13 protein-coding genes and 1 pseudogene are annotated in these 20,647 nt (G+C 62.3%); 10 read left to right on the top strand and 4 right to left on the bottom strand.

Features of this window, described 5'->3' with window-relative positions:
* Positions 1-117: 117 nt before the first annotated feature.
* The gene (locus K3M35_RS24140) at positions 118-1,116 is read right to left on the bottom strand and encodes a PIN domain-containing protein (RefSeq protein WP_220667115.1); all 999 of its coding nucleotides are present in this window, start codon (positions 1,114-1,116) and stop codon (positions 118-120) included.
* A gap of 344 nt (positions 1,117-1,460) precedes the next feature.
* Here K3M35_RS24140 and K3M35_RS24135 point away from each other — a divergent pair, with 344 nt between their 5' ends.
* Together K3M35_RS24135 and K3M35_RS24130 are read left to right on the top strand one after the other, a co-directional pair.
* A complete protein-coding gene (locus K3M35_RS24135; RefSeq protein ID WP_039584627.1) occupies positions 1,461-1,820 on the top strand; it encodes a hypothetical protein in 360 nt (119 codons plus the stop codon).
* A gap of 86 nt (positions 1,821-1,906) precedes the next feature.
* Positions 1,907-2,362, top strand: a complete 456-nt coding sequence (locus K3M35_RS24130) for a hypothetical protein (RefSeq protein ID WP_308257117.1) — start codon at positions 1,907-1,909, stop codon at positions 2,360-2,362.
* Positions 2,363-2,601: 239 nt separating this feature from the next.
* Here K3M35_RS24130 and K3M35_RS24125 read toward each other — a convergent pair whose 3' ends face one another.
* From K3M35_RS24125 to K3M35_RS24115, 3 genes are all read right to left on the bottom strand, one after another.
* Positions 2,602-6,030, bottom strand: coding sequence for a Swt1 family HEPN domain-containing protein (locus K3M35_RS24125; RefSeq protein WP_220667114.1), 3,429 nt, complete (start codon positions 6,028-6,030; stop codon positions 2,602-2,604).
* Positions 6,031-6,042: 12 nt separating this feature from the next.
* Positions 6,043-8,835 carry a DUF1156 domain-containing protein gene (locus K3M35_RS24120; RefSeq protein ID WP_220667113.1) on the bottom strand — a complete coding sequence of 931 codons (2,793 nt, stop codon included), beginning with the start codon at positions 8,833-8,835 and terminating at the stop codon, positions 6,043-6,045.
* Between the two features lie 114 nt (positions 8,836-8,949).
* On the bottom strand, positions 8,950-12,429 hold the full coding sequence (locus K3M35_RS24115) for a helicase-related protein (RefSeq protein ID WP_220667118.1): 3,480 nt from the start codon (positions 12,427-12,429) through the stop codon (positions 8,950-8,952).
* A 701-nt stretch (positions 12,430-13,130) separates the two neighbouring features.
* Here K3M35_RS24115 and K3M35_RS24110 point away from each other — a divergent pair.
* The 8 genes and pseudogenes from K3M35_RS24110 to K3M35_RS24075 all read left to right on the top strand — a co-directional run bounded on the left by K3M35_RS24110 (position 13,131) and on the right by K3M35_RS24075 (position 19,734).
* Entirely contained in the window at positions 13,131-14,558 is a 1,428-nt protein-coding gene (locus K3M35_RS24110; RefSeq protein ID WP_308257116.1) for an SIR2 family protein, read from the top strand.
* Between the two features lie 33 nt (positions 14,559-14,591).
* Positions 14,592-15,500 carry a DNA-processing protein DprA gene (locus K3M35_RS24105; protein WP_220667112.1) on the top strand — a complete coding sequence of 303 codons (909 nt, stop codon included), beginning with the start codon at positions 14,592-14,594 and terminating at the stop codon, positions 15,498-15,500.
* Positions 15,497-16,270 (top strand): ComF family protein, encoded by a 774-nt coding sequence (locus K3M35_RS24100; protein ID WP_220667111.1) that lies wholly within the window; start codon positions 15,497-15,499, stop codon positions 16,268-16,270. The genes K3M35_RS24105 and K3M35_RS24100 overlap by 4 nt, the downstream gene beginning before the upstream one ends.
* Positions 16,271-16,359: 89 nt before the next feature.
* A complete protein-coding gene (locus K3M35_RS24095; RefSeq protein WP_220667110.1) occupies positions 16,360-16,896 on the top strand; it encodes a hypothetical protein in 537 nt (178 codons plus the stop codon).
* Positions 16,897-17,042: 146 nt separating this feature from the next.
* Positions 17,043-17,144 (top strand): annotated as a pseudogene (locus tag K3M35_RS24090) (DUF2510 domain-containing protein); the annotation flags it as partial.
* A 108-nt stretch (positions 17,145-17,252) separates the two neighbouring features.
* Positions 17,253-17,756 (top strand): DUF4352 domain-containing protein, encoded by a 504-nt coding sequence (locus tag K3M35_RS24085; RefSeq protein ID WP_220667116.1) that lies wholly within the window; start codon positions 17,253-17,255, stop codon positions 17,754-17,756.
* A gap of 308 nt (positions 17,757-18,064) precedes the next feature.
* Complete coding sequence (locus K3M35_RS24080; protein ID WP_220667109.1) at positions 18,065-18,697, top strand: HNH endonuclease; 633 nt, start codon at positions 18,065-18,067, stop codon at positions 18,695-18,697.
* A 263-nt stretch (positions 18,698-18,960) separates the two neighbouring features.
* Positions 18,961-19,734 carry a hypothetical protein gene (locus tag K3M35_RS24075; protein ID WP_220667108.1) on the top strand — a complete coding sequence of 258 codons (774 nt, stop codon included), beginning with the start codon at positions 18,961-18,963 and terminating at the stop codon, positions 19,732-19,734.
* The last annotated feature ends 913 nt before the right edge of the window (positions 19,735-20,647 follow it).

The following is a 20,647-nucleotide window of genomic DNA, read 5'->3' as shown; positions in this document are numbered from 1 at the left end:
TCCGGGTGATCGTGGGACTTCAGCAATCACATGATCGACTCGGTACCCGTGCCTCTACCTGTATCGACACGCCGGAACGTTCCCTGCGTTGGGCGGGCTCATCATTTGCCGGACGCTCTAAGTGTCCAGAAAATCCCATTCACTGCCGAGGACCCACCTCAGGGCGGAGAGCTTGCCATTCAACATCCCAAGCTCAAAATCACTGTAGGGCCCGAGCATGTCCTTGCCTTCAAACTTCTCTTCAATCCGCGTGCGCGCTGGCCCTGCAATTTCCTGCTCACGTTTCAGTTTGGCGGCATTTCCGTCTCTTCGCCACCTGATATCCGCTTGAAGACTGCGATGGTACCAAATTCGATCAAAGAGATCATTTTCTGCCGATATAATCTCGTCCAATCGCCGGGGGTCTTCATGAAATTCATAGTGTTGGTTAATATCGGATAGATGGTCCTCACCGAAATAATCAGAAAGAGCTTCAAGCAAACCGTCTACCCCAAGTCGATAATCCGAGCCTTCGGTTGCAAACATTCCAGCCAGGTCTGGGTGGGGCAGTCTTCGGTCACCGTTGGAGACTGAAAAATCTTCATGATTGGTGGTCACGAATGCGTGCGGGTCTTGCAATAGGTCTACTTCTGCCACAGCAGTTGCGTAACCTTCAATGATAAGCGCGTCTGCGACACTATTCTTGCCTTTATGGAATGGCGCGCGTTTTTCAAGCCCTCGTTGGACGACATTCATTCGTTCGTTATCAGTGGAGTTCAAAGTAACTCCGGCCTTTAGAATCTCCTCGATATCGTCAAAATTGCGGGTCGTCATCGCGCCTATGAGCGGAGCGTGATGTGCAAGTTCACCAAGTGCGTCATGCGTCTCAGCGTGAGCGCCACCACCGTACTCCCTAACCTCCCTTCGTAACGAACGGAGTCTGTCGGCCAGGCTAGTTGTAATCGAAGACTCCACCCGAGGACGGTTTCTGGAGAACTCTTCAATAACCACAGGCGGGACCAGAAGCCGAAGCTCACCGTCACGGATTAGCTCCGTCATGGTGTAGATCATCTTTTGTCCGTCGCGGCGCTTGGCGAGGTCCAGCCAGGTTGAGGTGTCAACGAGGAGCTTAAGCACGTGGTGAGCCTACGAGACGTTGACGGCGACGAGAACACCGTCAAACCTAATCAGATGGTGCTCGGCTGGCTGGCCGCTGCGGTACCGATATCGATGCCGCCTTCGCCCACACCCTGCTCATCGAGCTCGCGACCAGGATCAGTGGTGTCAGATCGTCCACGAGCTGACTGGTGCAGAGAACAGAGACCTCTATCCCGGTGCGATGGGGTGGCACCGCCGCTCTGGGTCCTGCGCTCGAAACCATGCTGGTTGGGGATCGTCAAACAGCACACCCCTCCCGTCCCCGCCAGCTTCCGCTATCATGGGATTAGTTTGGATTGTTGTTTAATCATTAGGACTAAATCATGGACAGTTATAGCGAGTTGCGAGCGGCGGTGGTGGACGCCGGCGTCTACACCACGACGATGGAAACGCTGAAGCGGATCCAGGACGCGGGACGACTAGGGATCCACGTCCGGTCCGCCATCAGCCGAGCCCTGGCCTCCCACGGGATCGGGCACCTTCCTGCCGAGTTGCCGCCCAATCAGGACGACGAAGTCCGCCTCTACCTGCTCGGCACCCCCATCGCCGATGTGGTGAGCGCTGTCCTGACTCCCAGTGAACGTGGGGATGCGATGTTGCGTTCCGTGGGCTCGTCCGATGCTCAGGAAAAGCTCGCGGTCATCCGCGATATCGTGTGCGGTTCCTCCACTGAAGGAGCCTGACGTGATGGCACCTTCCGAGGATGTGGGGGCGGGCCGTGCATGTCTTTGTTGACGAGTCCAAGCGCGACGACTACATCCTCTGCGCTGTGACCGTCGTACCGTCCGGCGTCGACGAGATGCGCAAACGGATGAGAGAGCTGTGTCCCAAGGGGAGCAGTCGAATCCACATGAAGTCCGTGGACAGAAAGACAGCGCCCAAGATCGTGACCGAGGTCGCGAAGTTGAACGCCAACAGTCGCCTGTATGTGGTCAAGTCACGCAAGCTTTCCGAACGCGAGGCGCGGGACCTCACGCTCACTGCAGCGGCTCACGATTTGGTGGAGCTGTCGGCAAGTCGTGTGGTCATCGAGTCATGCGATCAAGATCGGGAAGACAATCGGGTGATCCGGCAGGCGGTAGGTCCGCAGGCCCCGTTCGAGTACCTTCACGATCGTCCGAACAATCCGTTGCTGTGGCTTCCCGACGTCCACGCGTGGGCATGGGGTCGGGGTGGGTCCATCCGCCGCAAGATCGAGCACCGCATCGAGGTCATTACCCTCTGAGATACGCGAAGGCCCTCTCCGGATGGAGAGGGCCTTCGCTACGTGTGATGGGCGCGCAAGGCTGGAAACCACCTGATGGAGCTGCCCCGAGGGGTACTTACGCTCCGGAGACCTCCTACACGAACCGCTTCCCTCGACTACTGTCTCGGGCACCACGAACTGTACCACTTCCGTACCGTTCCAGTACTACTCCTGTACTAGTGCAGCGCTACCTCGACAGCATCGCTGTAGGCGATTGATCAGTCCGTTTCGAATCCGGCCTGGTCGAATTTGAGGACGGTGGCGTTCTCGCTGACCGTGCGGATTTTGTTCTCGTCGAATCCGTTCGGGGTGGTGGCGGTGATTTCGACCCGCACTTCGAGGTGGACACCCTCGGCGGCGGCTAGGTGTTGAATGATCTCGTTGGTGATCTTGTTGAAGTCACGGGCGTAGAAGTCCGGATGCAGCTCGGTAGAACCGAAGAATCGTGTCTTCGGAACGGCAATGCCTTCACCCGCCCCCGACGATCCGCCGGTGCGTGTACCTGAGGTGGGCTGAACCCTGGCACCGCTTGTCGAGGACAAGGGATCGCCGCCGCCAGTATGGTCATTGCCACCATGCTGAGAGGTGATTTCGTCCTGATTCGCCTGGTACTCGGCCAGTTCGCGTTCGCGTTGAGCCTCAGCACGGGCAGGCTGCACCAGCAACAGCGCGTCCGTGACCTGAGGCGGGGTCACCTGGTCTGAGGGCAGCAACAGTCCGAGGTAATTCTGCCCGTCCCAATCTGCAGCCAGCGCGAATCCTGTTTGCTGCCAGTGCAGCTCGTCAACTACCGACAGCACACCGTTCTCAAGAACGGTGCGATCACGCAATCGTCCCAGATACGGGTAGGTAGTGTAGTAGTTCCACAACTGGCCGAAGCTGATGTGCCCGTCACGATCCCACGCCGCCTTTAATCTGCCAGCCAAGTCGTGGCGGATCAGGCTGGCGCTGCGCTGCAAGGCGAGCAGCGATTCGTTGCGTAGCTTCGCTGCTGCTCTAGCGGCCAGATCGGTGGTTGTTCCGTCGGCTTTGAACGCTTCGATTTCGAGCGGCCTGGTGGGATCGTCTTGAGTGGGGACGAGTACCCAGTGGTAGGTCTGCAGAAGTCGGTCGGCGACGGCCTGATTGTGGGTGGCGACTCGATCGACAGCCTGCTGACGCTGGGTGGCGGTCAGGTTCAGATCTTTGTCGGCATTGTCGCGGATGTAAGACCAGGCCAGAAAGTCACGAACGGCACTGTCGAGTTCGCCCCAGCGAGCGTCGTCGGCAGCGAGGAAGGCAACCATGTTGCGGTGCGTCCGAGCGGCGCTACCTCGGTACTCCACAACCTCTCGCGCCCAGATCGCCGCCGGCGAGTCTGCTTTTGCTTTGCGGTTATGCAGATACGCAGGTGGCACGATCACGAGCCGTGCTTCCTGTACATCCGGCACGTCCGCCGAGGACTCGGGGGCGACGTGCACGCCGACGAAGCCATCCGTGGCCGTCCTGCGATGATCCTGGAGCCTGCGCACTACTTCGGCCCATACCTCCTCTTTGTGGAGGCGTTCGGCATGATCCCGAGCGGTGCGGGTGGTGTTCGCCTGGGTGTCGTACCAGTACAACGACCCCGAATTGTAGAAGTAGGTGGCGGTATTGGCCAGGTGGTTGAGCGCCGAATGGAAGTTGCCCGGTACATCCCCCGGCAGGGCCGTACCGAGGAAAATCCGCTGCTTGTCCAGACCCTTGTGCGCTGAGGTCAACGTCGGCGTGGCACCCATGAAGACGGTGCGGGCCAGTCGTTGGGTGGTCAGACGCTGACCGAGTAGCTGGTTGGTGTTGTCGACCTGGGCAGGAGCGGAGTTCGGACCGTCGACGTCGGTATCGATCAGAGCCTTCCACTGGTCGTCGAGGTACTGGGTCAGTTCGGTGACGACTTTGTCGGCCCGCAACGGGACCGAACCGGGCATGATCAGCGGTGCGGTGTCGTTCTCGCGCCAGAGCTGACCGACTATGACGTTCATGAGCCGAAGCACACCGCGGGTGCGCTGGAAGCGTTCGAGTGTGGACCAGTCCTGGTAGAGCCGGTCGAACAACTCGGGGTGGATGGGGTAGCTGCGGCGGATCCGTTCTTCGTAGTCGAGTTCGCGGACTTCGCGGGGGAAGTCGTTGCTGTTCTTGACGTAGAACGCCACCATCGCCTTGGCGGTGGCGTTGATCTTCGCCAGAGCGATGCTGTCGGGGGTTTCGAACAACCGTCGGCGAACGATGTGGAAACTTTCCTCGGCATTGGCGGCGCGCCACTGGTCGGCAACGCGGCCGATGGCCTTGCGCAGCATCTTCAGTGCTTCACGGCCGTTCTGTCCGCCGACTTCTTCTTCGTCGCCGACGTACTCGCCGTCCTTCATCTCCGCCGAGGCTGGAATGGAGATGAGCACCAGGGTGCCGGGAACAGCCTTGGCTGCCTCGGTCAGAGCTTGGGCGAAGGTGAACTGGGCGTCGAAGGTGCCGTCGGGTAGTTCGTCGTGGCCGAACAGCAGGCGCGCGTAGGCGACCCACTCGTCGATGAGGATCACCGCGGGTCCGAATCGGGTGAACAGTTCACGCAGCGCTTCCCCGCCGGGGTTGAGACGGTTGGCGTCGGACTCGGCGACCATGGCATAGCCTTCGGCGCCGCCGAGGTGCCAGGCCAGCAGTCCGCCGATGGTGTTGATTCGGGTGCCGTCGGGCATCATCTTCACCGCGCCGGCCTTGATCTGGGTACCGACTAGGGCGACGCGGCGGGCGGTGGGGAGCTCGGTGCCTGCGAGCAGATCCTGTACTTCCTGCGGATAGTCGACCAAGGGTCGACCGGAAGCCAGATGCCACACGGCCAGCATGGAGTGGGTTTTTCCACCACCGAAGTTGGTCTGAAGGTTGATGATCGGGGCCTCGTTCGGATCGCCGGACAGGCGCCGCATCGCCGGGATCAGGAGGTCCTTCAGACCCTCGGTCAGATAGGTGCGGGCGAAGAACTCCACCGGATCGGTGTATTCGGGGTCGCCCTCCCCGCGGGAGACCATTGCCAGGTCGGCGGCGAACTCGGCGGCATGGAAGTTGCCGCTCTGCACATCCTCGTGAGGGCTCAGTACCAGCCGCCACGGTTCGAGACCGTCGGCGCCGATCTCAGCGGCCGCAGAGGTCTTGACGACCTTGCGGTCCTGCTTTTCTGAGCTCAGACGCATCAGCTCGATCCTTGAGCGGCGGGTTTCTTCAGCCTGATCCGGGGCGCCGATCGCCCGCAGAAAACGCTCGGCGGTGTCCAGAGCGCGGTAGGCGTCGTCGGCGGTGAAAGATCCGTTGTGCGCCCACGTATTGCGCACGTCCTTGAGTTCTGTCGCCCAGGATTGTTCGGTGCGTGAGAGATGGTCGGTGAACGGGTACCAGCCTTTGCGGACCTGGTTGGGGATCTGTTCGGTGATCATCCGCAGGCCGTTCTGCGGGTCGGTGCGTACATAGGTATAGGTCTTGGACACACCAGAACTCTTGGTCTTGTCCCGCAGCGCTAACAGGGCCGTCCAATCCCCGCCTTCCGGGAGTTGCTTTCCCAGCACGTAGGTGTGGAACTCATCGAGCGCGGGGCCCAGGAGCTCAAAGACCCGTCCGATCCGGTCGCGATTGCTCACAGCCATAACGATGTTCTCCTAGGCGTCCAGCATCAGCTGGGTCGAAGCGGTGCGGGACTCGGCAACGATGTCGTTCCACGCCGTACCGAGGGAGTTGAACTCGATCGCAACCTGGGTGCGCTTGATGTCTTCTGCGATGGTGAACAGCAAGAACGCTAACTCCTTGCACAGGTCTCGATCGATCGACTCCGGCACCCTGGATAACAGTGCCGCGGCAGCAGGCACGCCTTTTTCCGTGAGTGCACGAGACAAATGCATCACGACTTCCCATGCGCTTATATGCAGGTCGGTAGCAGGGTCGTACTCTTTGTCCGCATACATCTCGGCTAGCGCAACAGGAGACAGCAGCGCGACCTTTCCTGCACGACTGGTGAGGATTCCGGATCGCTCAAGATGCTCAAGGGAGGCATTGCGGGCTCGGGCCATGTTATCGGCATCACCGAACGCACCGGCGTCGAAACCGTACTGCCGAAACCATGCGATCGCGAAACGCGTGTCGGGATCGAAGTCGCCTTCCTGCTCGACAAGCACCTCGTCGAGAATTTCATTGATACGCGCCAATGCAGCGCGAACCGTCATCTTCGAACCGTCATCAGCCAGCACCCCCGAGAAGCGGGAAAAGACTGCCATCCCGGGACCGATGGCAGCTTGTGGAAGATCAACGGGGGCAATCGCGCCCTGCTGCAATTCACGCAAGGCGCCGGGTAGTTCGGCTTTCAAGGCATTGATGAATCCCCGACGATCGGTGGTCGAGGCATCCACTGGCCGAGGCTTCAACGCAAGGACAATCGACGAAGCAAGCGCGTTGGTCCCCACGCTGATCATTCGGCCACCTCGTTCGCTGCGCAATGGCCAGGTTGCGACGATGGACCAACCGGAACGGATCATTCCCTCCAACAGAGTTTCCCAGCCTGTCGATGCTTCACCATGGTCATCGCTGCTCTGCTGTTTGAACGCGTAGTAGACGGCGGTAGGATAATCCGGAAGAGCCGTTTCTCGAGCACGGCGAAATACTTCCCGGAATCCTTCCTCAAAGAATTTATGAGCACCAGATTTACCATTGTGCCGGTACGGGTTGGCGACCAACTCCTCCGACTTGGGAACCAACATCGTCGATAATACTTCAGGATGAATAGATTTAATAGATCGACGCAGCCATACGTAAAAGAAATCAGACAAATCTGAGTAACCAATGTTGTCGTAGTACGGCGGATCTGTGGAAATTAGAAAGTTATTGTATTCCCGGTCTGCTGCGTTGCGCTGTAGCGCAGATCCAGAGTGGGAACGCGTGACAGCAACATCCAGCGTGCGCCCGATCCCTCGGATCATAAACCAAAAATTTCCAGATGCACTGCTCAGTGGGTTCGCCTCAGCAAAGTCCCAAGTCATCGGAATTGCCTGCCGGGCAAAGGTATTCCGAATTCCTTCGTTCTTTGGATCCGGCATCCAGGTCGAGATAGAAGATCCGTAGTCTGCGAGACGACTGACCGAGAACCCTAAGTAGGTTGCTACCGCATCCGCATATGCTGCTGCTCCAATTCCTCCCTTTTCCAGAGTCTCACCCTCGGGCATCCCTGCAGCAAGTGCATCTTCTAGAACACGTTCGCGAGCTTCGCCGACAAGATCGCTGAAGGTAGCGAGCGCGGTGAGCTGACGGGACGTGAACAGGTCGACGAATGACGTAATCCCATAGTTAGGTGTCTTAAAATCTCGCGTGTTCTTGGCCAAGTCCCCGTCAGGCACATCGATAGGGCGGTCTACCTGGGCCGCCTCCTCATGCTCTGACGTTGGTTCCAGGTAGATTCGGGTGCGTTCTCCCTCTGCTACGGTCGCCATGAGCTTCGTGCCCATTCGTCCGGCGCGTCCTTCTGCACGGATATATTTCAGTTCGACTGCCGCACCACATCCGACGCATACGGCACCAGTGCGCCCAACTGTGCCGTCCGTGTCCTTGGTGGGTGCCTTCTTCGGATCATGACCGATGCTGAATTCGACCTTGCCGTTGAGGACAGAGGGAACAACGTAGGCTTCCTTATTCTTCTTCTTGCCGAGCCACCATGATCGGACGAGTGGCATCGCAATGCTGCATGCAGGGTTGGGACAGGTGACGGTGCGAGCCCAGATCCACGCGATGACTGTCGCTTCCGATCCGTCCGGCAACTGCGCCTTCGGATAGAGACGCCCGATACGTTTTTCGGCTTCGTCGCGCATCCACTGTCCGTAGCGGCGAACGTCCTCGGCAAGTCCCGTTGCCCGGGGCCAGGTGTTGATCTGAGCATCCGCAGCCCCGGGAAACACCGGGGGCCGTCCGGCAAACTTCGGCGGGATCTCGATCAGAGCTTTGTTAATCAACACTGCGACCGGATTGAGGTCCGAGGCGTGGGCTTCGAGACCGAGGCGCTGGGCCTCCAAGGGGATGGTGCCGCCACCCGCAAAAGGGTCGAGGATGGGCGGCGGGTTCCCGTCGGTGGAGGCGAGGATCTCCTCACGAGCACGTCGCAGCAGATTTTCGTCACCGGCGTTCTCCCACACCACCAACTGTTCGATGATCTCGTGGAGGCGTTTGCGTTCCTTGGCGACGGCCTCATCAGTAGGGAACCGGTCGGGAAATGAGGACGGGTCGTCGACGAGTTGGGCGAAGAGCACGGCTCGGGCGGCGGCCAAGGGGCGGCGCGCCCACCACAGGTGCAGGGTGGAGGGGTGGCCGTGGCGGATTGATTTCTCGCGGGCCGATTCGGCGTTGATCTTTTCGAGCGGGAGCGCGACCTCGATGAGCTTGCGACGAGGAACTGCGGTGGTGTCGGCGGTCACGAGGTGGGTCCTTCTCTATTTACGCGGTGCTGCTGGAGTGCGGTACGACAAACAGTAGTGGTCGATGCTGTTGGGATTCGGTGCTGGTGCCGACCCGATCTGGTGTGAGGTCTGCTAGGCGGGCGGTCCACCTTTTGCCCAGGTCTTCGCCCAGTCCAGACGTACCTCGGTGGCGGCGAGGTCACCGAGTTCGATGCGGCGGAACGGTTCGTGCACATACCGCAGCTGGTCGTGGTCGGGACCGCGGTCGCTGACCGAGACCATGGCCAGGCGGTGGCGGTCGGGGACGTTCTTTCCGTAGAGGACTTCGTTGAAGGTGACGGTGAAGTCCTCGGCGCCTTCGATGCGGCCTTTGACCTCGATGAACACGTAGTGTCCGTCCTGCGGGTCGATGGAGCGGATGTCGTAGCCCTTGTTGTTGTGCGGCATCTCCTCCGGGATACGTCCCAGGGCGTGTTCGGCGGCGAGGACCTTGTCGACAGCGCGGCGCTCGATCCGGGCGGTGTCCTTCGCATGCTGGGCGGGGGTACCGGGCAGCATCCCAGCAGGAATGACCAGCACCGCGCCGGCGATCTGCGGGGGTTTGGCTGCCAGGCGGGATTGCAGGTCGAGTTCGGTGGTGCGGGCGGTGAGGCGGGCTTCGAGGTCACGGGCACGGGCCTCGAGTCGCTCGGGACTGTGCCGGGGTTTGGCGTGCCGGCCCTGGGTGCGGGTGGCCAGGACATCGCGTAGGCGGGCCGCTTCGCTGTCGAGATAGTTGATCTGCTGGGTGAGGCGTTTGTGGACTGCGCTACGGGTTTTGTCCAGCAGCGGCAGGACGCGGTCTTTGACCTGGCCGAGATGTTCGGGTTGGGCGTGGGTGATCGCCCAGGTGGCGGCGAGTTGCTCGACCCCGCCGGCGAGCCAGCTGTGGCCGAGGGCCTCGTCGGCGATGGTGCGTGCCTCGGCGGGAAGAGGCTGTAGGTCCAGATAGGGCGCCGGCCCGCACAGGGTGGCGGTGCCGTCGGGGGTGAGGGTGATGAAGTCGAAGCGTTTGGACACCACTACGCCGGTGCCGTTGCTGATCTCGCCGGTCACGGCCACGATCAGCCGGGGGTGTTCGGCCGGGTCGTGCGGGTCGAACAGCACGGTTCCGGTTTCCAGTGCCTGCTGGTGGGTTTCGATGGTGGCGTCGAGGACTGTGTCGAGCAGCGGGTGGCCGGGGGCGAGGAGTTCGGCGCGTGGTGCGGTGGGCTCGCCCAGGTCGATGCGGTCGGGATCGAAGGTGACCCGCTGATAGCGGGAGACGATCGGCACCGCCGCGCCGGGGCGTTGCCGGGCTCGCACCGTCGCGGGGACGTGGGTGATTTCGAACCGTCCGGCTTCCCGGCGAGGCAGGCGGCCTCCGAGCCGGGGGAACGCGTCGTGGAAGAACGCGGCGATGTAGTGCGGTTGCAGCCGGCGGGCGCGGGCTTCGTCCATTTCGCGGCGGAGCCGGTCGAGTTCGTGGGGAGCCAGGGCTTCGTGGGCAAGGGCGCGTTCTTCGAGCAGGGTGTCCAGGCCGCGGGAGACTTCGGTGTCGACGACCTGGTCGAGGGCGGCAAGGCGGGCCGGGTCGTCGCCGTAGCGGATCGCGTCGAGCAGCAAGGTGCGTAGCGGTCGGTCGGTGAAGGCGTCGCCGAGGACGTCGAACAGCCGGCCGCCGTAGGCGCGACGCTGGGTTTCCATCTTCTCGAGCAGCCGGGTGAACACGTGGCCTTCGCGGGTGCCGTCGGCGACGAGATTCCACAGTCGGCAGGTGTGGCGTTGGCCGATGCGGTGGATCCGGCCGAAGCGCTGCTCGAGCCGGTTGGGGTTCCACGGCAGGTCGTAGTTGATCATCAGGTGGGCGGCCTGCAGGTTCAGCCCTTCCCCGGCGGCATCGGTGGCGATGAGCACCTGGGTGTCGGGGTTGTGGGTGAACTGTTCGCGGATCGTACGGCGGTCTTCGCGGCGGGTGCCGCCATGAATGGTGACCACCGCGTCTTCGCGGCCGAGGATGTTGCGGATCTGGGCGGTGAGATAGTCCAGGGTGTCGCGGTGTTCGGTGAACACGATCAGTTTGCGCGGGGCACCTCGGGCGTCGCGCAGCAGATTCCGGTCCAGCAGCAGCGAGCGTAGTTCGGCCCATTTGCGGTCCTCACCGGAGTCGCGGACCTGCTCGGCAAGGGCGACGAGCACCCCGAGGCGGGCGATTTCGATGTCGAGTTCGGCGACGGTTTGCGCTGCGGTGGCGGCGTCGACGACCTGCTCTTCCATCTCTTCGCGTTCGCCGGCGTCGTACTCGTCCGGATCGTCGAAGTCGATCCCGGTCAGGGCGAGGTCATCGACCCGACTCGTCGGGGTGGGGGTGAGCAGGTCGCGGCGTTTGGTGCCGAGGCGTTCGCGGCGGCGTTGCAGCGACCGGACGATCGCGTGCGGGGAGGACGCCAGGCGCCGTTGCAGCACGGTCAGGGCGAATCCGACGGTGCGAGCGCGGGGGTTGTCGGCGCCGAGACGGTCGGCGCGGTTCATCTCCTCGCGGACGTAGCGGGTGACCTCGTCGTAGAGCTGGCGTTCGCCGGCGGAGAGGGTGTACGGCACGGTCTCGGCGATGCGTTCGGGGAACAGTGGGGTGCCGTCGAAGGTGAGCAGTTCTTCTTTGACCATGCGGCGCATCAGCCCGGAGGTGTCGGTGGTGTGCGCTCCGGAGCGGTATTCGCCTTCGAACCGGTCGGGATCGAGCAGCGCCATGAACGCCTGGAAGCTGGTTTCGTTGCCGTTGTGGGGGGTGGCGGTCATCAGCAGCAGGTGCCGGGTGATCTGCCCGAGGCGCTGGCCGAGCTGGTAGCGGCGGGTGACGTCGAGTTCGCCGCCGTACCAGGTCGCCGACATCCGGTGTGCCTCGTCGACGACCACCAGATCCCACTCGCTGGTGTCGAGCAAGGCGAGCAGGTCGTCGTTGCGGGCGAGCTGGTCCATCCGAGCGATCAGCAGCGGATACCGTTCGAAGGGGTTCGCGTCCGGGCTCGAGGCGATCATCTCGCGCGAGAGCAGCTGCGCGTCGATACCGAACTTGGTGGCCAGCTCGTCCTGCCACTGCTCGACCAGCGAACCGGGAGCGACGATCAACATGCGGGTCAGGTCCCCGCGCAGCATCAGTTCTTTCGCGTAGAGCCCGGCCATGATCGTCTTGCCGGCGCCGGGGTCGTCGGCAAGGACGAACCGCAGTGGGGTGCGGGGCAGCAGTTCGCCGTAGACGGCACGGATCTGGTGCGGCAACGGATCGACCGCGCTGGAGGAGACCGCCACCATCGGATCGTGCAGGCCGGCCATGCGGATGCGAAGTGCTTCGGCGGCGAGGCGGAACTCGGCCGGATCGGCATCGAACGACCACCGGGCCTGCGGTGTCTCGATCCGCAGCCGTTCCTCATCGGTCCGATAGAGCAATTGTTGACCCAGACCGCCAGCGGTGTCCTTGAAGGTCACCGTCACCGCGTCCGGGCCGTGCCGGTCGACATCGACCAAGGTGACGGGACCGGGTTGCACACCACGAAGCACCTGGCCACGGTCGAGATCCTCGAGCCGCACCGGCATCCCTACCGGTGATGAAGCTGCCACCGTCCTGTCACTCTCCCCTGCGTTGTCGCCTTACAGATGTGATCGTTTGCGGGGCGAAGAATGTCACACATCACTTTTATCGTTCTGGGCTCGGGAACCTTTGGGTAGCGGGCACGGCGTGCATGGAATGACGAGGTTCGTGACGTGGGCCGAGCGGATTCATCCGCCAGACGTGCAGGAGTCTGCATCCTGGAGGGCATATGTCGGAAGTGTCTGAGATGCTCCAGTTGCCGAGATGGTTCTGAAGGGATGAGCATGGCCATTTTCTATTTCGATATCGGTGGTTCACCGATTGCGTTCCGGCGGATGGAAGGGGACAAGTTCCTCTTTGACAAGCGCGGAAAGTGGATCGGATGGTTCCCCTGGGGGATGCCGATGCCGTCGACAAGAAGGGGAAGTACTTGGGGACGGTGGTAGGTAATCGGCTTCTGCACCGCACGTTTCAACCCTATCGCGGATACCCGGGATACCCCGGATACCCTGGGTACGCTGGTTATCCGGGGTATCCCGGTCACGCCGGTCATGCCGGGTACCAGAGCGGATTCAAAGATGTCGACCCCAGTCGACTGCAGGGATAGGGGTAAGTCCCGGAGAGTGGCGGGAATCGGGGACTGCCCCCGCCCCGGGATCTCGTGCGCACACGGGGCGCGCTCCCTCTGATTGGCACAATACGGGGTGTGACGATCACACGCGCCAAACTTGTCGAGACGTATGGACAGGCGATCCTGTCCGGGAATGCCGCCGTCTTTGTGGGCGCGGGCCTCTCGCGGGCTGCTGGGTATCCGGACTGGGGTTCACTACTGAAGCCGATGCAAGATCGCTGTGATATTCCGGGCCACGCCGATCTGCCGTTGGTCGCCGAGTACATCGCACTGGACCGTGGAAACGGCGGCCGCGACGCGCTGGAGACCCACATCCTCACTACCATGATCGAGATTCCACCCGAACCGACATCGAGCCACCGGGATCTGCGACGTCTCGACATCAAGGAGATTTGGACTACCAACTACGACCGATTGCTGGAAACTGCCATTCCCGAGGCCGTCGTCGTGGCTGGAGAGAACCACGTTCATAACATTGCCTCGCGCCGGCGAGCGATCATCAAGATGCACGGCAGCATCGACGACCGTAATAAGTGGGAACTCCAGCCTGTCATCACACGTACCGATTACGAACGCTACGAACTGGCGCATCCTCGCACTTGGACCGTGCTCCGATCGTCGTACATGAGCCGCACCATGCTCTTCCTGGGATTCAGTTTCACCGACCCCAACATCGAGATACTCCTCCGCCTTGCCCGCACCCTGGGGACCGCATCCGCCGACCGCCACATCGCCGTGATGAAACCCCCTAATGGTGCCGATGACACACCGGAAGACCTACGCCGGTATCGACTCCAGGCCGCCGACCTCGAGAACAGCGGCGTCACCGTCTGCGAGATCAACGATCACGACGAGATCCCTGATCTGCTCGCCGAGCTGGTGCTGCGTACCCGCCCGCCACACCTGTTCGTCTCGGGCAGCAGCAGAATCGAAAACGCAACGCCGGAGCAAGACGAAGAGATCTTGGGCCCCTGGTGCGCAGCGCTCGCTGCCACCCTCGTCGATGAATCGACATGGACAATCGCCAGCCTCGGTGGCCCGGCCGGCTGGTACACCTCGCGGGACGTCGCGCGGATGCGGCGGAAGGAAGGGACCTACGACCCCAGCAAACTTATGATCCATTTTCGTGGGAAGGACGAACCCCCTGTGGTGCCGCCAGAGAGAGTCGGGACCTCCATTTACTCCGATCTCCCGCGCAAGGAACTCGTCACAAGTGTCCTGGACGACTGTCGGGCGCTCGTTGCCATCCGTGGGGGCGCACGAACCGCCGAGGAGATCGGTTGGGCGGCAGATCGACGGGTCGCGGTGATTCCTATCGCCGCCGCCGGTGGCGCCGCACGTGAGTACTGGGAAGCTCACAGGGGCAACCCTCCAACTATCGGCAGCCGTGCCACCGAGCGCGCGACGTGGGAGAGGCTCAACGATGCCGACCCGACCATCACCGCCCGCGCCGCAAAATCCCTGATCAAGCAGGCCATGTACGAGTCACAATCCACTTCGTGATGCGTGTCGTACAGCCCTCGTACCATGACTGTCATGGAGGATGACAACCTGCGGCAGGCCGCGATCGTGGTGGCTTCTCTCGAGCTGCTCCCGGCACAGCCCAGCGATCTCACCTACATTTTGCGCGACCCCGCCCAGTTCCGCGCTCTGCTGGATCCGAGTCTCCTGGATCCGAGCAATAGATCGTCGGATTCTGAGCTGGTCCGATACCTCCATGACAGCCTAGATCACGCGCGAATCGAATACTGGCACAAGCAGATCGACATTTTGGCCAGGGATGGCGTCGCCCGGCCCCTCCTGTCCTCGGACACCTGCGATGCCCCGGGCTACCCGGCACGGCTTGCCGAGTGCTGGGACGCACCTCCGATATTGTTCGCCACCGCAGCCCTGGACCGTGAATCCTCCTCCGTAGCAATCATCGGTAGCAGATCCGCCGGTACAGAAGTCATCCGTGACACCCACGAGCTGGCCGCAGATCTCGCGGCCACCGGAACGACGATCGTGTCCGGTTTGGCCCTCGGCGTTGACGCCGCCGCACACGAAGGAGCACTGGCAGCGGACGGAGCCACCGTCGCTGTGATGGGGACCGGTATCACCCGCATCTACCCCGAGCAGAACATCGATCTGGCTCACCGGATACGCAAGAACGGGGTGTTGGTATCGCAGTTCGCGCCGTATGCCCCGAGAACTCGCACCTCGTTCCTGCGCCGCAATCACGTGATCGCCGGCCTCAGCGATATCAGCATCATCATGTCCGGTGAGTCCCGTAGCGGCAGCCGACACGAGATCGAGCAAGCCATCGGATACGGCCGACCAGTCCTGATGTGGTCACCCGCCCTCGAACACCAAGATTGGGCGCAGAAGCTCGCCGACGGCGGCAAAGCTTCCTTTATCACCAGCGCTGAGGAGGTTCGGCGCACGCTCGACGGGATCGACCAGTGATCGAGCACATCGATCCGCATCTTTGGGAATTGTCCGAGAAGGCAATCCCCGAATTGGTACCGCCTCCCACCGATGGTCAGCCTGAAACCTGCTGGCGCTGTCGCACGTGGACGGAATGGACGACTGGGGAATGCTGGAACTGCGCGAAGAATAGGAAGACCCTAGGCGTGCCAGCACCACCGCTGGACATGATCTCGTTGTACAACAAGCCATCACAGCTACGCGAATGGCTGACCTGCTACAAGGGCCGTATCGACGAAAGTGAACCCTTTATCCCCGAGTACGTCGACGTCGTCAAAGCACTGATCGCCAGGTTCCTGTACGAACACGGTGCGCGCATACAAGCACGAAGTTCGGTTGACGTGATCACGGTCGTCCCCTCGTCTAGTCGGACGGGCCCACACCCACTCGAGACCATCCTTCGAGACCTGCCACTGCAGGTTCCCGTAGTAACCCTGCTACGCCGTGGATCAGGAACGTTGTCGTTCAACAAGCCGTCCACTGACGGATTCGTCTCCGTGGACGGCCCCACCCGGCGGGTCCTACTCGTAGACGACGTGTGCACCACCGGTGCCCGTATCAACAGCGCCGCGTATGCACTCGACGCTGCCGGGCATCACCTTGCCGGTCACTTTGTGGTCGCCCGCCGTGTCAACGTCGGCTACAAGAACACCCCGGCATTCTGGGCAGGACAGAAGGCAAAACAGTTCTCCTGGGAACAGAGCCCGTTGGTCAACAGCCAGCATCCGGGTACACAGATCGAGGCATGACCGCTGACGCCACGATCGGACTGCGTCCGGCCAGGCATGTCAGAACATCAGATAGTCTCCTGCGCTATGCCCCGAGATAGTGAGTCGCGGTGAAACCTGCTCTCAGTCGCCGCGAGATGTATGAGCCGGTCAGTGCCCACATGCAGGACATGGGATTCGATCGGGTCAGCACCCGCCGAGGCAACACCGACGATCTGTTCCACATCGACGGCCACGATGTCGTCGGGCGCGGAACGACCACCCCGACACCGATCGACGAGCATCATCTCCGGCAGCTCCACGAGACGGTGTACCTGAAGAAGGGCAACGCTCAGTGGGTGCACTTCTCCTACGGCGGATACACCCGGGCTGCACGAGCATTCGCCGACAGCACAGGAATCGCGTTGTTCGAATTCAAACTCGGTGGGCGGATCGCACCTCGATCCGAGACAGCGACACAGTGGTACCGGCGCAGACCGCTCGACCGATGGAAGCGCCAGTTCATCTGGGCATTGATCGTCATGGCGGCCGCATCGTTGGTCGTCATCGCCGTCATCAAAGTTCCGACGGTGGGTTGGGTTCTTGCTGTTCTCGTCCTCGTCGCCATCGTCGGACCCGTCGTTCGCCTGGTGACCAGAACCGGGTAGCCGAGCAGGACATCACCTCGCGGGTGATGCGGCGCGGACGACTGCACCCAGCAGCAGCACCCGCTCAAGGACCACATGTATAGATGACCTGAAGATCATCGGTACTGCTCGTACATCGATCTCCATGGAAGAAAGGCACGCGCCCGATGAACGACTCGACTCCCGGGTGGCGGCCCGACCCTCACGACCCGACGGTATTGCGGTACTGGGACGGACAGCAATGGACGTCCAACACCCGCATCCGGACCGAACCGGTGCCGGAACCAGAGTCACCGACATTGCAGAACTCGACTTCGTCGTGGGGACGTGGGCACTCTCTTCTGCTAGGAGCGGTACTAGCGACCATTCTGGTCATCATGATCGGCGGCATCTTCGTCGAAGGCAGCGACGACACCGAAGCCTCTGTCCGCGCCGAGGACACCAGCAGTGAGCCTGCAGCCCCGCCCGAGACCACGGCGCCCCCCGTGCCGCCCGAGACCGTGGACACCTCGACCCTCGCGCCCCCGCCTGAGACCACGGCCGTCGAACCTGCCACCGATCTGGGTGTGCCGCTGCGCGACGGTAGTTTCGAGATCGTCGTGCACTCGTGGAACAACTCGACTGCCGAGATCACGGTGACCAATATCGGTACGGGTCCCCGGGTGTTCCGGTTCGGTGACCTCGATGCGTTCGACTCGCAGGAGCGTCGCTTCAGCCCGACTGTCAACACGCTCTCACCTCTTGCCTACCCGACCCTGAACCCTGGGGAAGCGGCCTCCGGGGAGCTCTACTTTGAGATGAGTGGAGCGGAACCGGACTATCTGTTGTTCGAGGATTCGTTGACGTTGTTCTCCGAAGGGGTCCGGATTCGGTTGCGGTGATCGGGCGGGCAGCATGAATCTCGTTCGTTTGTCCTCGTGTCCGGCAAGCCGAATCAGCGGATACACGAGTCCGGTCTTGTTCTCACGCTCTTCGAACCTGCGGATGTTCACTGTCGCTGCGGTCGGGTTGTTCGCTCACTGTCATTCCGGAGCGGAACGCGGAAGCGATCCGGGCCGGTAGGTGAGATGCCCGATCGCGGACATGACCCGCGTGCTGGCCTCATGCCCATCGCGCTCACTGGCACCTCCCACTGGATGCGCAGGAGGACGGGTAACGGGTAGCCGAAAGGGACTCTACGATCGCAGATGTGTCGACCCCTGAATCCCCATCTGCCGAAACGGTTCCGGATCCTGCTCTCGTCGAGGGCGACAAGGCCGATATTCTCGCTCGCACCGTGGCCGCGATCGATGCCGATGATCTCGAGCAGGGCCGGCAGATTCTGCGCAGCGAGTATCCCTTCACCCCGGTAGCGAAGAACTCACGGCAGTACACCGACCGTCAATGCCTGCGCGTGTTCTACCGGGACGGCTTCCTCGATCGCTACAGCGGCACCAAGCTCGTGCACCCAGCTGCCCTGCGCACGCTGTCACTGATCCTGCCGGACGAGTTCCCGGCGCATCCGAACTGGCAGATGTCGCAGTCGCACTTCGCGTTCTGGGAGCTGTTCCCGACCATCGACCATCTGGTGCCGGTCGCCCGCGGCGGCGTCGATGCGGAACCGAACTGGGTGAGCACCTCGATGTTGCGCAACTCCGCCAAAGCGCACTGGACCCTCGACGAGCTCGGCTGGAGCCTGACCGCTCCCGGGGACCACAGAATCTGGGACGGCCTGTCCGGCTGGTTCGTCGGCTACGTCGAAGCTCATTCGGAGTTGATGGCCGATAAGTACTTGGCCCGTTGGTTCCGCGCGACGGTAGATGTGCGCTCTACCCTGAGCTAACCCGTATGCGGTGATCACGACCTGCGGATAGTCCTGCGGGTGCTCGCGAGGCTCGGTTGATCGCGTGGTCCGACAGGTCCACCGGTCGTGGCCCCCTTATCCGGTGCGAGTCTGCGCCTGCTGCGCAGCGGTCGCTGCCAGTTCGACCGCCTGAGTTTTGAGCGAGTTCCGGTCGGGTTCGCTGCCGGTGATCGCGACGCCGGTGCAGGGTCGAAGGGCCGATGCACGCCTTGTATGTCGCCCAGATCGATTACGGTGCACTCATGTCCGCCGCTGCTGATCTGCCGCCGTTGATCGAGGCCGTGTGTGGTCTCGACCTGCGTCCGCGTCGGTGGCAGTGGCTGAGTCTGAGTCTGTGCATCGTCGATGCGGTCTACAGCATCGGTGCCCACTACGACCGTCACGTGCTGCCGGTGGTGCGCCGGGTCGCCGCCGATGCCGGCATCGAGACGCCGTCCGTGCCACCACCGGTCACCGATCTGGTCGACCCTTTGCCGCTCGAGGCGTTCCTGGATCGCTACGACAGCGTCGATGCGCTGCTGGCGGTGACGAACAATCGGCAGCGCACCTCATCGCGCGGGGGCATTCTCAAGGCCGAAGCGGTGCTGCAGTACGCGACAATCCTGCACGAGCACGGGATCCGGACACTCGACGATGCTCGTGTCCTGCTCGACGAACCGCAGCGGCTCGACACGGTGGAGACCGCGTTGCGGGCCGTTCCCGGTGAAGGTGGCTTCGGGGTGCGCCGCGGCTATCTGTGGATGCTCGTCGGCGACGAAGACACCATCAAACCCGACCGTATGGTGCTGCGATGGCTGGCCCGCCACGGCGCCGACGTCGAGGCTGTTACCGCCCGCACCCTGCTCTCCGAGCTCGCCACCAAGGTCACCAGCGTACTTGGCCGACGGGTCACCGCATGGGAGATCGACCATGCCATCTGGACGTCGGCGCGGTCGGTGCGCACCGAACTGCACACCGACCAGACCGACCAGGCAGAATCCCGATCGGAGGGTTCGTCGATAGGTCCGAATACTTGAGGGAATACGATGCTCGCCGATATCCGCGCCCGTTTGGACTCGGTCCGGTGGACACCGGAGTTGACCCGGCAACACCGAAAGTCCACCTTCGTGATCGTGGTCGGTAGGTTTCCGTCGGGTGCACTACAGTCCCCGTCCATCGGGTCCGGGGGCCGCTACTGCCCAACTCCGCGGTACGGATGAACCAGTCGCGTTGGGCGTGGCTGATGCGGGAACGCACCTTGTGGGTGCGGGCGATCTCGTCGGCGGTGATCACCGCGGCGGGTCCGGGTCCGGGCAGGTCGTAGCGGGCCACGGTCACTGCCGGATAGGCATGGGCCTTCGCGATCGCGGTGTCGATGTCGATGCTGCGGCCAGCAATCACCAACACCGTGGTCTCGACCTTACTGCCGGTGTGGTTCATGGCTTCTGCTGCCCCCGCCGCGCCCGGGTCGGCGTCGTGGTGGCTGCTTCCCGGATCGGTGCGTGGAGTCGAAGCGGACGTGCCTGCGGTTCGTCGCAGCCGGCGATTTCGGTCGAGACGCTGCCGCGGGCGGGTGGCTGTCCGCTGGAAGCAACGCAGCTCGACTTTGATAGCGCAGCGCCGATGCGACGCGATCACTCGGCGTGTCCTTCGAGAGAACGCGCGTGTCACTGGAGTGAACAGATTTTAGCGAACACTCCGCTGAATGCATGTACCGGAGCGTGGGCAGGATCGATCAGGCAGTGAGACGGAGCCGGCACGAAACCTGAGGTCTGGAGCGGCATTGCGTTAGGTTCATCCGATTGGCGTATATCGCCTCCTCCGATCGTCTGGGACTGCTGCACGATCCGGTGACAGATTCGGTCACGCAGCCTGTGTGGCTGGTGTGGTCATGATGGTCTCGAACTCGACAGGCGTCAATCTGCCGAGCCGGAGCTGACGTCGCCGGCG

The organism is Rhodococcus sp. DMU2021 (assembly GCF_019641445.1).
GTDB lineage: Bacteria > Actinomycetota > Actinomycetes > Mycobacteriales > Mycobacteriaceae > Rhodococcus > Rhodococcus pyridinivorans.
The sequence above is the reverse complement of the archived record's forward strand: the minus strand, read 5'-3'. Positions and strand labels throughout refer to the sequence as shown.